We start from the raw sequence: 14,384 nt of genomic DNA, 5'->3' as shown, positions 1-14,384 counted from the left end.
TTTAATTTCAAATCATCTTTGTGCTATTATTTTGGAATTTAAATCCAATCCTGTTTTTCTATAAATGATGTTCAAACCGCTTTTATTTCAAGCTGTTTATTTAATGTTAAAAAGGTGGTCACCGAAATGGATACTGTTACCAGCTTTTACAGCTATATCTGTAATGTCACCTTTCGTCACAATAATTGGTGTAATTAAACTTTTCGCATTTTCACCAAGATAGTCTAAATCAAAGGTTACTAATTGTTGACCTTGTTCAATTGTTTGCCCCTCTTCGACATGCATTGTGAAACCTTGTCCTTCTAATTGAACTGTATCTAAACCAATGTGAATTAATAACTCTAATCCTTGATCAGATACTAAACCGATGGCATGCTTCGTAGGGAAAATCATTTGAACCTTACCATTGAACGGTGCTCGAACTTCACCACTAACTGGATCAATCGCTATGCCATCTCCCATCATTTTCTCACTAAAGACCTGATCCGGAACATCAGCTAAATCGACAACTTTGCCTTCTAATGGCGCAACGACACTTTCACTATGTGTCTCCGCTTGTGCTTTTGTTTCTGTTACAACTACCGCTTCGTCAGAGTCATCTTCAGCTGACATAGGATGTTCGACAACTTCACCATTCATGATTTGTTGCATTTCATGTTTGATTTGATCTGATTTAGGACCAAAAATAGCTTGCATATTATTACCAACTTCTAACACACCTGAAGCCCCTAAATCTTTTAATCCTGCAACATCCACTTTCGCTTTGTCATTCACTTCAACACGTAATCGGGTAATACATGCATCTAAATGTTTAATATTCGTCTTACCACCCATTGCTTCTAATACTGCATATGGCAACTCGCTTGCTGCTGTTTGTTTAGCTGAAGCCATTTTGTCTTCGCGACCTGGTGTCTTAAAGTTTAACTTCTTAATGAGGAATCTAAATATAACATAATAGATAACTGCATAGACTAAACCAACTGGTATGACTAGCCACCAAGCTGTTTTATTAGGTAATACCCCTAAGAGTACGTAATCAATAAAGCCACCTGAGAATGTATAACCTAAATGCAAATGAAGTAAATATAGAATTAAGAATGACAGTCCATCTAACAGTGCATGGATAACAAAGAGCAACGGTGCCACAAATAAGAATGAGAATTCTAGTGGTTCTGTGATACCTGTTAAAAATGATGTTAAAGCTGCTGAACCCATCAAACCTGCAACAACTTTTTTATTTTCAGGTTTTGCTGTATGATAAATCGCTAGCGCTGCTGCCGGCAAACCAAACATCATCACTGGGAATTCACCTTGCATAAATTTACCAGCAGTCAGATGTGCACCTTCACGAATTTGATCAATAAAGATTAGTTGATCTCCTCGTACTATATGACCTGCCGCATTTTTCCAAGAACCAAATTCAAACCAAAATGGCGCATGGAAAATGTGATGTAGGCCAAATGGTATTAACAATCGCTTAATAAAGCCAAATAAGAATACGGCCAAACCTGTATTAGAGTCCAATAATCCTTCACTAAATGCATTCAATCCAGATTGAATCATTGGCCATACATATGCCATTGGAAACGCTAAAACAAATGACGTCGTTGCCATCATAATTGGCACGAAACGTTTACCCGCAAAGAAACCTAAGTACGATGGTAACGAAATATTGTAAAATTTGTTATAACACCACGCGGCTAAGCCACCTATAATAATCCCACCAAAGACACCTGTTTGCAACGTAGGAATACCTAATACACTGGCATAACCACTGGCAGCATCTTTTACTTCATTTGGGGTAACATTTAAGATAGCACCCATCGTTTTATTCATGACGATGTAACCAACAAATGCCGCAATCGCAGCTACACCATCACCACCGGCTAAACCGATAGCTACACCTAAAGCAAAAATCATTGGCAAGTTATCAAAGATAATCCCACCTGCCCCTGTCATCATTAGGGCAATATTTTGAATCACACCATTTTTAATAAATGGTAGATAATGCTGTAATGATTCACCCTGCATCGCAGTACCAAGTGCGAGTAACAACCCAGCAGCTGGTAAAATAGCAACTGGTAACATTAATGCTTTACCTATACGTTGCAATTGACCGAATAATTTCTTTCTCACCTTTCTAACCTCCAAGCAAGAACCCAATTAAAATAGTATTCATTATCGATTAACAACAATCTATTCAGACTGAACATGATGTATGGCCTAGCTAGATATATAAAGCACTAATGGTCCTAAAACATAAACATCACACTATCATCTGCACTAATTTGACTACTTTTGATTGAATTCGAATGAATTGTTCCCAGATATTTTAGCACGTTAAAGTAAGCGTTAACAATATAAATTTTAAATTTAATTTAAATGTTGTTGGTTTGACATAATTCAATGTAGTCATTGTTTCAAATAAATCAGTAATATTTCATTTTTAATGCTTGTTTCTATTGATATTTTGTTTATATATTAAATTTGCATAAAACAAATGTTATGCCATAATAGCTTTAAATTAATATAGGTTGGAGGGATTGTTTGATGAGTGAGTTTATTGCAGCCATTATCGGTGGTTTGTTCACGTTAGCTGGGACATTCATAGCATTAATATTCCAATTTAGAAAAGATGAGCGAGATAAAAGAGAAGATTATCATAATGATTTAGTCAGTTCATTAGATGTTATTGCATATAAAGCCGCAAAAGTACGCAATAATTATTTAGATTTCAATTATTCCAATTTCAACAAAGACAATACAACAGAGATTTACCAAGAGATTCACACAGATTTCAAAGGTTTAGACAAACAATTACAAAGTTTAATCTTATTGATGAGTCATCACAGTGACAATTCTAATAAAGTGCTAAGACGTTTATTAACCAGCTATGAACCAGTTGAAAATCAGTTTAATAACTTTAAAATTTCTTACAAAATCTATACTCAAAAATATGAGAGTCCTGATTTTAATAAAAACAATATTACTTTTTCAAAACGTAAGCTAGACATTAGTATTGAAGATTTCATCGCACATATTAAAAATTTTGCAAGCGAGAAATATCAACATGATTTATACGAACCTACTTTAAATAACTTAGTCGACCCAAATGATGCGATTAATAACGATAAATACTATCAGAAATAATATCACTATAAAGAGAGCGGGACTACGAATTCATAATGAATTTTGTCCCGCTCCGTTCTTCTACTTATTAAGAACCTGCTACAATCACTTATGTCATATTTTATAAATGGTGTATGTGTATGAAAGCATTGTTATGTTGCTATTTCTCAATATTCTTAGCTTTAATAGATGCATCTTCATCTGTTAATGCCTGTTTTAAAGCTTGTAGCGCCGCCGATTTGGATTGTTTACTAATAGGTGCATCTGGCGCGATAGATTCAAATTCATGATAACAGCCTGGATATAAATGAAACTCAACGGGTACACCCGCTTGAGCCAACGCTTGTACATAATTGATGGTTTCATCTCGATATGGATCCAACGTTCCTACAGAAGTATATGTCGCTGGAAGTTGGCTGAAGTCTGTTTCACGTATTGGGGCTGCATATTTAGGTACATCACCTTTAATATTTTTCAGATACATCGACCAAGCAAATTGATTTAATTCCGAAGACCATACTTTAGAATCTAAAACTTCCTGACTTGAAGGTGTGGCGCACGTATCATCTATCATTGGAAATAACGGCATTTGAAATTTAATGTTAGGCCCTTTTCTATCTCTGGCTAATAGTGTTAAAGCTGCCGTTAGTCCTCCCCCAGTACTGCCACCAACTACAGCTAATCTATCAATATCGATATTTAATGTTTCACGTTCGCTAACAATCCATTGTAATGCGAGATAACAGTCTTCTAGTGCTGCAGGATAGGGGTGTTCAGGTGCTAAACGATAATCTACAGAAACGACCACACACGGTACATGTTTAACATAACTTGCACATGTAGCATCGTTACCTTCTACCGTTCCAAAGAACGTACCTCCCCCATGAATATATAGCACGACAGGCAAAGGCTGTTGTTGTGCTTTAGGCGCATACACTTTCACTCTTATAGAGACGTCACTATCTGCATATGTAATATGATGTTCTGTAAACTGTAATGATTCATCCTTATAGGGGCGAATTAACTTTTGATTAATACCTCTGATGAGTGGTAATCGCGCTTCAGTAAAAATCATTGGCGACAAGCGCTTAAATGCCGGTAATAAATCTTTATGAATATGTTTCTCCATAAGTACATCCTCCTATAAGATGATCCATAATCTTGCTTAAGACGATTTGATTGTCAGTTGGTATTTCGTGTTGCAAGATACTGTCACGTGTTTGTTGTAGTACATTCCCTTCAATATATTTGTAGTCAGCTGCAACAAGATTTTGTAATGTCTGAGACGTTGTTTCTAAATGAAATTGCAAACCAATCACACAATCTTTATAAATAAATGCCTGGTTTTCACAATAAGGTGAACAATAAAGTCGTTCTGCCCCAGGAGGTAATGAAAATGTTTCTCCATGCCAGTGTAAAACGTCTAAGGTTTCAGGCAAGAAGTTATAACGAGATGTTGTTTTTTTAATATTTGAAAATCCTACTTCCTTACCTGCTGAATTGGTATAAATTGTTGCGCCGAGCACTTGCGCAATGAGTTATGCACCTAAGCAAATCCCTAACATTGGTTTCTGTTGCTTAAGCATAGCAATAATAAGCGCTCTTTCTTCTGCTAACCAAGGAATATCGTCATTCACACTCATTGGCCCTCCTAAAATAATAAGCACATCAACTTGCTGAGCATCGGGTATACGGACTGGCGTTTCATATAATTTAATAATATGCGCATCTAAATAAGCTAAACTCCCAGGGGTCTCAAATGGGACATGTTGTAATATATAAATCTTCATTGGCGTTCCTTCTTATCATTTGAGTATATAATCGCATCATTGCGAATACGACTCATTTCATATTCAAGTATACCATTTTTATTATATGTACTTTGAGGACTGCATTGACAGAAACTGGTTGCATACATTGAATTATCACTACAATTTTACTATAATTCTAATTGATAATGATTTTCAATTATAGGAGGTTGTTTATGGAAACAGTATACTTAGCAGGTGGTTGTTTATATGGCGTTGAAGCATTTATTCGAACACTCCCAGGGGTTATCAATACGACAAGTGGTCGCGCAAATGGCATTACAAAATCTCTAGATGGTGAGTACGACGGTTACGTGGAAGCTGTCAAAACGGAATTTGATCCAAACGTCGTATCCGTTACAGATTTGATGGGCTATCTCTTTGAAATTATTGATCCTTATAGTCTTCATCAACAAGGTCAAGACATCGGGTTAAAATATAGAACTGGATTCTATAGTGAAAACCCTGAACATTTAAAAGAAGCTCAAGCCTTTATCGATGCTATTGAAGACCATCATCTTATTGCAACGGAAGTCTTACCGCTGACCAATTATATTAAAAGTGCCGATATGCATCAAAATAGATTAGAACGCTATCCTGATGACTACTGCCATTTACCAAAAAGCTTAGTTTATAAATATAAAAACAATGCCTAATAAGTATTGAAATAGATAAAAGGTCTGGACATAAGGTTCTTGGACAAATACAAAGAAGCACTCAGATGAGTTGAAATTCAATTCATCTGAGTGTTATTTTTCTGAGATTTATGTCTCAGACTGTATTAATTTAAAACCTAATTTTTTTACTTGTTATTTAGTTCATTATCTTTTAAGTCTCTTGCCATCTTAGTATTTATTTTCTTCGCATGTCTAAAGTAAATACTTTCAAAATAGCTTGTTGCTCCGATGCTGTAAAAGATCAATGCAACTACGATAATCACGATAAAGTCATATGGATAGTGAATCAAATTGATACCTTTAAATTCTTTACTTCCAATAAATGACAGAATTGCCAATACAATAAGATACACGATAATCCATAAGCTACCACCAATTTGTTTCTTCGTATTTCTCCAATTCATTTTATATTCATAGAAGAAATAAATCGGTAAACCTAAAATAATAATAAAGATAACTTCAGCTGTTGTAGGCCACATTGCCCAATAAATTGCTAGTGAAGCCAAGACAAACGATAATGGTGCCATCACTTTTAGCAATGTTGCACGATATGGTCGCGTCATTTTTGGTGCCATTTTACGTAAGGCGATTACAGTTGTTGGACCAGTTAAATATGCCACAAGTGTCGCTGTTGAAATCACGGCTGCTAATGTTCCCCAATCGCGGAATAACGTTACCATAATTATGCTAATAATTGCGTTAAAAAGAATGGCAACACGTGGAATATTATATGTTTCATTCATTTTTCCTAAAAATTTAGGAATATGCCCATTCTTTTCCATAGCACGTAATACACGCCCTGTCACAGCTACGAATGATACACCAGTACCAAATGGCGAAACAACGGCTTCAATATAAAGTAAAATTGCTAGCCAATTAATGTTTAATAAAATCGCCAAATCAGCAAATGGAGAGTTGAAGTTAATACCACTCCAACCATGTGCATTAATCGTAGATTGAGGCATTGATGTAATAAAGGTACTTTGTAAAATAATATATAATGCAGCACTTAATGATAGTGAAATTGCGATACCACGTGCAATATTCTTTTCAGGATTGCGAATTTCAGACCCCATATTAATGATTGTTTGGAATGCGTTAAATGAAAAGATAATTCCTGATGTTGTCGTTGCCGCAAAAATTGGTGCACTACCATAAGGCATAAACGTACTTACAGAATGACCATAATTTCCTGTGTCAAAGCCAGACAGCATTAACATAATAACTGTTAATAATGGCACACCCAATTTAAACACTGAAATCAAACTTGTAAATGACGTTAAAATTTTAACCGACCAATAATTTAACAGTGAAAAAATGATGATGATGATATAAACTGCAAATAACCCACTTGTACTAATTGAGCCATCTTCCATTAATACCGATGTAAATTTAGCCCAATCCCAAGGCCATGAACTAATGTATTGTACAGCCGACACAGCTTCAATAGGAATAATGGTAACCAATGATACCCAGTTCGCCCAAGCTGCAATAAAGCCTAGCAACGAACCATGCGTATATTGTGCATAGTTACTCATTCCACCTGATTGTGGAAACATAGTGCCGATTTCAATATAGTTATATGAAATAGTTCCAATGACGATAAATCCAATCACCCATGAAATAATTGCTGCTGGTCCTGCGATAGATGAAGCTTCCCACGCTCCAAATAGCCAACCCGAACCAATGAGTGAACCAAGTCCTAATAGCACAAGTTGTGCCAAACTTATCTTATTGCTTTTATTTTCATTACCCATAATAACTCCTTAATTATTGTTATGTTTCATTTTTTAATAAACACGTAACCATTATACGCTACTCAAAATAATAGTCAAACTCAATTATTCATATAAATGTTTAATATAGCATTATTATTATTTTGAAAAATCAAATAAACAGACTATATTACAGCGTTCGTTTCAAGTTGAACATATGTTTATCATTTTTAAATTTATATTTTATAAATATGGATTACCATAACGCTCACAATAATCATAAAATCCAAATTGATTCATATAGGCCTGTCGTTCTATATTGTCATTTGAATCAAAGTCAATCAACTGTTGTACAGCCGCTGTAAAAGGAATGGCCGCTGTACCATTTGCCGTAACTAAATGTTTGTCACGCACCACCTGCGTGGCAATAAATGGATAAGTCGGCTGATAATTTTCGTATTGGTCTAATAACTGTACCGCATTGCCGGTATGTCGATACGTATTCAAATGTCCTTGCCGTGCTAAATAATCTACAGCACCACAAATGGCAGCAATAGGTTTGTGTTGTTCAAATGCCTGTTGAACAAAATGATTTAAAATCTGATTGTCGATATGCCAACTTTTACCACCAATCAATACCAATAAGTCATACGCATTTACCGCTTCAAGCTGAACATCAATAAGGGTTGTTAAACCACCCATCGAACGCACTTCATCTTGGATAGATGCTGTCATCACTTCCCACGTATCACTTTGATTTAAAGCTGATGCTAAATAACTGCCTTCCCAATCTGCATATTCATCCAATAACAAAAAAATTGCTTTTTTCATATTTTCATCTCCTCTATGCTTGCAATCAATATTTAAAAATATAATTTGTATAACTTAGTCATATTTTTCATTATATATGAAAAGTTTTATTTTATACAGTTAGGCAAATATTTGAACAGTTAAGAGCTAAAAACCAAAATTTTACTACTAGTCCATAGAATAGTATATAGATTTCAAATAAATCTAAATTTTTAAAAAAAGGAGAGTCTGCTATGAACATTTCACATAAATTATTAATCGCCCTTAGCACAACGATTACTATTGCCTTACCGATTTCACAATGCGCACAAGCCGCATCCTACGTCGTTAACAATGAAAATATAGATAAAGATGGCCGCAAAGCTTATACAGGCAGCTATAACCGTGCTGCACTTAAACAGCAAACCGTGAAGCAAATGGGACCACAAAATCGCGAAGCCTTCAAAGAAGATAAATTATTTAAGGCACCAAAGAATAAACAACCGATTCGAAAGAGTGAAAACCGCAGTCAAAATGGCGGCAAACAATATAGCCTAAATGATCAGCGTACCTTTACAACAATTGATAATAGAACTAATCAAGATGAACAAACCACTGCTACATTAAAATACGATGGTAAAAAAGCCCAAGTGTGGGTTGCTGATCAATACATTACTGATAAACAAGCGCAAAACATTGGTAGAGAATTTGATGAACGTATCGACCCACTGATCGAAAACAACTTTGGTGAACCCTCTGATGTTGACAATAACGGTAAAGTAAATATCCTTGTATATGATATTAAAGATAACTATGACCAAACAGGAACGTATATTGGTGGTTATTTCCATCCAAGAGATTTATACAATGTCCGAGGATCAAACCACAGCGAAATCTTCTATATGGATACGTATCCATCAATGGGAACAGATCGTCAACATTTGAATGAATCACAAATCTATTCCACATTAGCGCATGAATATCAACATATGGTCAATGCCAACGAAAATCTATTTAAAGAACAAAGTCAAGAAGAAATGGATCCATGGTTAAACGAAGCATTATCAATGGCTAGTGAACAAATGTACTTGAATGCACCATTGAATTCACGTATCGATTATTATAATAATTCAAAATCCATCGCCTATGGTCATTCATTAATCCGTTGGGACGAACAAGGTGATACATTATCAAACTACTCATTATCTTACCTCTTTATTGAATATCTGAAAAAACAAAGTGACAATGGTGAACAAGTCTTTAAAGAACTCATTAATGATCCAGGTGATACGAATACTGCACTTCAAAATGCAATTCATGAACATGTAGACCCTAATTTATCACTTAGTAAATTCATGACTAACTTTAGAATCGCCCTTGTGAAAAAAGAAAATAGTGGACCGTATGGTTTCAAAGGAGATGCAGACTTCAATAACGTTCATCCACAACCAATTTCTCAAATTCCAGAGACATTAGCACCTCAAGGATCTGTGTTATTCCAAACAAATCAAGACTTCAACGTACCTAATGACAAAGACGAAGATATCTCATACAATAAAGTCAATTAATCACTTGTCAGAAGTTCATTAGCTAACGATTTAAAAAGGCTACACAGTTGCGTTTGTATGATGGCAACTGTGTAGCCTCTATATGTTTAAACAATCCTATGCTTCAAGGCGTGAGTGATTGTTTAAATTTCGAACACTATCGCTTATGACATTGTTGCTGATTCCAATTACTGACACTGGACACCATAGCAATGACAACAAAGCTCGCACATAGTAAATACATGAATTTAAATCCTAGCCAATCTGATATTGGTCCCATCAGTACACCACCTAGTGAAATACCTAGGTCTGCACAAGCAATAAATAGACCTAATAACATATTACGCTCAACTTTTGGTAAGACAAAACTTAAATAAGATGTCAGTGTTGGATAAACGAGTGCTTGAGTAATACCAATACAGACAGCACCAATATAGACAATCATTTGTGGAAGCTGTGGGCCAAACGCTATCACAACGGCTGAAATAACGAGTAATGATAACACACGTAGCATAAAAACTGAATGCCACTGTCCATCAGATGGTATGTATTTGCGTAAATAAAAGCGTGACAATACAACCGCTATCGCTTGAATTGTTAAGAAAAGTCCTGCATGTACAAAGCTATCACGCACCGCATAAAGAGGAATAAATGTATTTACAGCTCCAAAGACGATGGACGTTAAAATCATGATACAACCACTTTGACATAGTGCTTTATTTTTAAATAATTGTCCAAACACAGTCACTGCATTATACGGTAAAGCATCAATCTTGCTACTCGTATCTGGCTCTTGCTCTCCAAACGTCACACGATAGCCAAATATCGTGGTTGATAATGCAATCATTACCATGATTACTGCAAAAGCAGACATATGATGTATCTGCCAAATACCCACCGCAATTAACGGTCCAATTAAGTTAGGAATCATCGAAAAGAGAGAATATAACGATACGCCTTCAGCACGGTGTTTTTCCGGTAAGGCATCAATAATACCAAGCTGTAAGGACATTGAAAAGAAAGCCGTACATATCCCCTGCATAACCCGGGCAATAAAATAGCCTTCAAGTCCAGTAAAACCATATAAAATCAGTGCCAATGCATTGATAATTAAAATAATGCGCAACACTTTTATGGGACCTACACGAGCAATCATTTGTCCTGCCCAAGGTCGTAGCAACATGGCAGTAAGCATATAAGCGCCCATCACTACTCCAATAACTGTATTCGTTGCACCTAAGTCATGACCACGCAGTGGAATAAAGACATTTAAAATTGCATTAGCACTAAAAAATAATAACGTGAGTAAATATAATCTTAAAAATGGCCCTGATAATGCGCCTTTCATGCTTTTCCTCCTTAAAATGACAATTGTTTATTAATGAGCGCATTGGTATAAGCATTCTCACTACAATGTAATGCTGTCGTTGGCATCTGTGCTTCAATTGCACCATCTTTAAAAATAATGAGTTCATCACACAAATAAGTCGCGGCTTGTATATCATGTGTAATAAAAATATAGCTCAACTGTCTCGTTGCACGTAATGTCAGTAATAAATCCAAGATTTGTGTTTGAATTGACATATCCAACGAACTAATCGCTTCATCAAATAAAATGTATTGCGGATTAATACTGATTGCACGAGCAATGGCTACACGTTGTGCTTCTCCCCCTGACAACATATGAGGATATCGATCCATATAATCAGACGACAAGCCAACTTCAATTAAGCATTCACATGCGCACTCCTCCATCTCTGCTTTAGAGGGTTTGCCACATTGACACATCACTTCAAACATAATGTCTCTGACTGTTTGAAAAGGATGTAAAGACGAACTGTAATCTTGAAATACGGCTGCAATATGATGACGTCTTACTTTTCTTTTATATATGGGCTGTTGTTCTAATGTCACCGAACCATTGTCTGGCTTTTCAAGTCCTAAAATCATCCTACTAAGTGTTGACTTGCCACTGCCACTTTCACCAATAATTGCAATTGAACTGTTTAATGGGCAGTTAAACGAGACGCCTTTCACAATAGATACTTGTCGATGTTGAAAACCATGCGCCGTTCGATAAGATTTTTCAACATTTGAAATTTTAAGCATTGCATTCACCTCGCATGACGCGTTGAAAGTGGTCGCTGATTTTCTTTTTAGTAGCTAAAAGGTAGGACGTATATGCATGCTGAGGATGATAGAGCACTGCTTCTCTAGTACCTTGCTCAACCAATCGCCCTGCTCGCATGACAGCAACATGGTCAGCTACGTGATTAACTACTGTCAAATCATGTGAAATAAAAATCATTGCACAGCCCATTTGTTGCTTCATATCATTAAACGCTTCTAATACTTCATATTGTGTGATGGTATCAAGTGCGGTTGTAGGTTCATCAGCAATAATCAACTTCGGTTGCAATGCTAACGCTAAAGCGATCATCAAACGTTGTAACATACCGCCAGACAACATATGTGGATACATCGACAATACTTGCTTCGGATTTTGTAATTTCATATACAACATACGTTCTACAAGAATATCTATCACCTGCTGACGTCCTAATGACGTATGTGCCTGCATGGTTTCCATCATTTGCTTTCCTACAGGTGACGATGGATCAAAAGCACGACTGCCTTGTTGCATGATCATAGCAATCTCTTTACCTCGATATTGCTTAAGCTGTTTGTCATGAAGCTTCAACATATCAACACTTTCAAAGTTAATCTGACCTTGTACCTTTAACCGGTCATCATTTAATCCAACAATCGCTTTACAAGTAATAGATTTGCCACTACCACTCTCACCTATAATACCTAAGGTTTCACCGCTGTTAACATTGAAGTTGACGTCGCTAACAAGCGCTTGGCCTGTCCATGAATCAATAATGTTTAAATGGTGAACATTTAATCTTGTCATATGCGTATGCCACCTTTCTTCACGGCCTGACGTCGTTCAACCATTGATAACCTTGGATCAATCGCAAGTTGTATTGCATCCGATAAAAAATTAAACGCCATTACAATGATGACAATCGCTATTGCTGGCGCAAACATCATTTCTGGATGTGTAAACATCACTTTTCGAGCCTCATTTAACATCATTCCCCACTCAGCAGTTGGCGCTTTAACGCCTAAGCCTAAAAATGAAAAGCCAGATATTTGTAAAATCATCGAACACATAGAACTACTTGATATAATAGCAATATCAGCTAAAGTCAAAGGCATAATATGCTTATGAATAATCTTAAAATGACTCATACCAATTGTTTTCGCAAATTGTATATGATGCGCAGTCGTGTATTGCATCACACTCGTTCGAATAACCCGGCAAAACCATGCCCAACGTGTCAAAATAAATGCCAGAATAATATTTTCTGTACCCATGCCAAACATAGCAATAAGCGCTAATGTTACAACATAGCTTGGAAATGCCAGCATAACATCGCATAAGCGCATGATAAGCGCATCGATATATCCTCGGAAATAGCCAGCAATAAATCCAAGCACAGCACCAATAACAACAGAACAAATCAGTGCCACAAAGACATACAACAAGCTTGGTCTAATTGCATAAATCAAACGTGTTAAAATATCACGTCCTAAATGATCCGTACCCAGTAGATGTTGCCAACTGATACTGGCATATTTATGTGCTGTATCAATGTGGTTGGGATCATACCAAGTCACTAAAGGAGCTAATGCGCCTAACAACACATATCCTAAAATAATAACTAAGGCTAAAACGGCACCTTTATCATGTAACAAACGCTTCATTACGAGCATGATATATCCTCCCTTAACCTTGGATTCAATAAGGCATTGATAATATCTGCTAACGTGTTAAAGACAATAAATAAAATCGCGACAATTAACACATAAGCTTGAATGATTGGAAAATCATGTTCCAATATAGCTTTTAAACTAAGTTGTCCCAATCCAGGCCAAGCAAAGATATATTCAATTACAACCAGTCCACCCATAATCATTGGAATAGACATACAAAATATAGATACAGCTACTTGTAACGCATTGCGTAATACGTGACAAATTAGTTTCTTTGTAGATATTCCACATGCCCTTAAGTACAGCACATAATCCTCATTTAGTTGTTCAATCATCGAGCGACGTACATTTCTAAAATAGATACCAGCATAGGCAATTGTAATCACTAATACAGGTAAGACATAACTTTCTGGACCTGTTAACCCTGACGTCGGCAATAGATTTAGTTTAACCGAGATATAAATAACGAATATTGAGGCAATCCAATATGACGGTAATGCCGTAAGTACAAAGGCCATCGAACGTATGCTACGATCAATCAGTGTGCCTCGTGTCAAAGCACTAATCACACCAAAGATAATAGATGTCATGATAACCATAACACTAGATATTAATGTTAATTTCAATGTATTGATAAACGCTGGCGTGATTCTACTTGCAACGGGATCACCAGTAATGTAACTTGTGCCAAAATTTAATTGCAGCGCCTGTATTAGCCAATTTTTATACTGAATAAGCAATGGCTGATCTAAGCCATATTTCGCTTTCATTTCAGCAATAAGTTGTGGTGTGACATGAGGTACGCCTTGCGCATGTAAAATAGTGACAGCTGGGTTTTCATCAGTCAAATAGGTCAGTAGAAACGTTAAAAAACTCACAACAAGCATCAAAGGAACCATCAACGCTATACGTTTTATAATAAATTTGACCATAATG

At 36.1% G+C, this 14,384-nt stretch carries 12 protein-coding genes and 1 pseudogene; 3 read left to right on the top strand and 10 right to left on the bottom strand.

Annotation, left to right across the window (positions count from 1 at the left end):
- Positions 1 to 96: 96 nt before the first annotated feature.
- Positions 97 to 2,088: a glucose-specific PTS transporter subunit IIBC gene (ptsG, locus tag HMPREF2864_RS07525; RefSeq protein WP_248285658.1), complete on the bottom strand. Its 1,992-nt coding sequence runs from the start codon at positions 2,086 to 2,088 to the stop codon at positions 97 to 99.
- 462 nt (positions 2,089 to 2,550) lie between these two features.
- On the opposite strand from ptsG, the gene HMPREF2864_RS07520 reads away from it, so the two are divergent.
- Positions 2,551 to 3,150, top strand: coding sequence for a hypothetical protein (locus HMPREF2864_RS07520; protein ID WP_002460829.1), 600 nt, complete (start codon positions 2,551 to 2,553; stop codon positions 3,148 to 3,150).
- A gap of 139 nt (positions 3,151 to 3,289) precedes the next feature.
- Here HMPREF2864_RS07520 and HMPREF2864_RS07515 read toward each other — a convergent pair whose 3' ends face one another.
- Positions 3,290 to 4,258 carry an alpha/beta hydrolase gene (locus HMPREF2864_RS07515; protein WP_070545342.1) on the bottom strand — a complete coding sequence of 323 codons (969 nt, stop codon included), beginning with the start codon at positions 4,256 to 4,258 and terminating at the stop codon, positions 3,290 to 3,292.
- A pseudogene (locus HMPREF2864_RS12405) lies at positions 4,239 to 4,919 on the bottom strand (type 1 glutamine amidotransferase). Before HMPREF2864_RS12405 ends, HMPREF2864_RS07515 begins: the two are co-directional and overlap by 20 nt.
- A gap of 194 nt (positions 4,920 to 5,113) precedes the next feature.
- Here HMPREF2864_RS12405 and HMPREF2864_RS07505 point away from each other — a divergent pair.
- Positions 5,114 to 5,593, top strand: coding sequence for a peptide-methionine (S)-S-oxide reductase (locus HMPREF2864_RS07505; RefSeq protein ID WP_002460833.1), 480 nt, complete (start codon positions 5,114 to 5,116; stop codon positions 5,591 to 5,593).
- Between the two features lie 146 nt (positions 5,594 to 5,739).
- On the opposite strand, the gene HMPREF2864_RS07500 is transcribed toward HMPREF2864_RS07505, so the two are convergent.
- Together HMPREF2864_RS07500 and HMPREF2864_RS07495 are read right to left on the bottom strand one after the other, a co-directional pair.
- A complete protein-coding gene (locus tag HMPREF2864_RS07500) occupies positions 5,740 to 7,371 on the bottom strand; it encodes an APC family permease (RefSeq protein WP_002460834.1) in 1,632 nt (543 codons plus the stop codon).
- A gap of 201 nt (positions 7,372 to 7,572) precedes the next feature.
- Positions 7,573 to 8,160, bottom strand: coding sequence for a DJ-1/PfpI family protein (locus HMPREF2864_RS07495; RefSeq protein ID WP_002460835.1), 588 nt, complete (start codon positions 8,158 to 8,160; stop codon positions 7,573 to 7,575).
- A gap of 212 nt (positions 8,161 to 8,372) precedes the next feature.
- Between HMPREF2864_RS07495 and HMPREF2864_RS07490 the strand changes: the two genes are divergently transcribed.
- A complete protein-coding gene (locus tag HMPREF2864_RS07490; RefSeq protein WP_070545346.1) occupies positions 8,373 to 9,686 on the top strand; it encodes a M30 family zinc metallopeptidase in 1,314 nt (437 codons plus the stop codon).
- A 136-nt stretch (positions 9,687 to 9,822) separates the two neighbouring features.
- Here HMPREF2864_RS07490 and HMPREF2864_RS07485 read toward each other — a convergent pair whose 3' ends face one another.
- Genes HMPREF2864_RS07485 through opp1B form a run of 5 tightly spaced genes read right to left on the bottom strand, consistent with a single transcriptional unit; the run spans position 9,823 to position 14,380 of the window.
- Entirely contained in the window at positions 9,823 to 11,013 is a 1,191-nt protein-coding gene (locus HMPREF2864_RS07485) for a staphylopine family metallophore export MFS transporter CntE (RefSeq protein WP_002460837.1), read from the bottom strand.
- An 11-nt stretch (positions 11,014 to 11,024) separates the two neighbouring features.
- Complete coding sequence (locus HMPREF2864_RS07480) at positions 11,025 to 11,774, bottom strand: ABC transporter ATP-binding protein (RefSeq protein ID WP_002491982.1); 750 nt, start codon at positions 11,772 to 11,774, stop codon at positions 11,025 to 11,027.
- Positions 11,767 to 12,582, bottom strand: coding sequence for a staphylopine uptake ABC transporter ATP-binding protein CntD (locus tag HMPREF2864_RS07475; protein WP_002460839.1), 816 nt, complete (start codon positions 12,580 to 12,582; stop codon positions 11,767 to 11,769). The genes HMPREF2864_RS07480 and HMPREF2864_RS07475 overlap by 8 nt, the downstream gene beginning before the upstream one ends.
- A complete protein-coding gene (gene opp1C / locus HMPREF2864_RS07470; protein WP_070545348.1) occupies positions 12,579 to 13,448 on the bottom strand; it encodes a staphylopine uptake ABC transporter permease subunit CntC in 870 nt (289 codons plus the stop codon). The genes HMPREF2864_RS07475 and opp1C overlap by 4 nt, the downstream gene beginning before the upstream one ends.
- Entirely contained in the window at positions 13,439 to 14,380 is a 942-nt protein-coding gene (opp1B, locus tag HMPREF2864_RS07465; protein ID WP_070545350.1) for a nickel/cobalt ABC transporter permease, read from the bottom strand. Before opp1B ends, opp1C begins: the two co-directional genes overlap by 10 nt.
- Positions 14,381 to 14,384: the final 4 nt, after the last annotated feature.

It is taken from the genome of Staphylococcus sp. HMSC059F04 (genome assembly GCF_001812565.1).
GTDB classification, from domain to species: Bacteria; Bacillota; Bacilli; order Staphylococcales; family Staphylococcaceae; genus Staphylococcus; species Staphylococcus lugdunensis.
Note: the sequence above shows the minus strand (reverse complement) of the source record. Positions and strands in the feature narration are given on the sequence as shown.

Coding starts and splice junctions, on each gene's coding strand:
- HMPREF2864_RS07515 (WP_070545342.1), bottom strand. CDS start 4,258: ATGGAGAAACATATTCATAAAGATTTATTACCGGCATTTAAGCGCTTG.
- HMPREF2864_RS07490 (WP_070545346.1), top strand. CDS start 8,373: ATGAACATTTCACATAAATTATTAATCGCCCTTAGCACAACGATTACT.
- HMPREF2864_RS07500 (WP_002460834.1), bottom strand. CDS start 7,371: ATGGGTAATGAAAATAAAAGCAATAAGATAAGTTTGGCACAACTTGTG.
- opp1B (WP_070545350.1), bottom strand. CDS start 14,380: ATGGTCAAATTTATTATAAAACGTATAGCGTTGATGGTTCCTTTGATG.
- HMPREF2864_RS07505 (WP_002460833.1), top strand. CDS start 5,114: ATGGAAACAGTATACTTAGCAGGTGGTTGTTTATATGGCGTTGAAGCA.
- HMPREF2864_RS07475 (WP_002460839.1), bottom strand. CDS start 12,582: ATGACAAGATTAAATGTTCACCATTTAAACATTATTGATTCATGGACA.
- HMPREF2864_RS07480 (WP_002491982.1), bottom strand. CDS start 11,774: ATGCTTAAAATTTCAAATGTTGAAAAATCTTATCGAACGGCGCATGGT.
- opp1C (WP_070545348.1), bottom strand. CDS start 13,448: ATGCTCGTAATGAAGCGTTTGTTACATGATAAAGGTGCCGTTTTAGCC.
- HMPREF2864_RS07495 (WP_002460835.1), bottom strand. CDS start 8,160: ATGAAAAAAGCAATTTTTTTGTTATTGGATGAATATGCAGATTGGGAA.
- HMPREF2864_RS07485 (WP_002460837.1), bottom strand. CDS start 11,013: ATGAAAGGCGCATTATCAGGGCCATTTTTAAGATTATATTTACTCACG.
- ptsG (WP_248285658.1), bottom strand. CDS start 2,088: ATGTTACCAGTTGCTATTTTACCAGCTGCTGGGTTGTTACTCGCACTT.
- HMPREF2864_RS07520 (WP_002460829.1), top strand. CDS start 2,551: ATGAGTGAGTTTATTGCAGCCATTATCGGTGGTTTGTTCACGTTAGCT.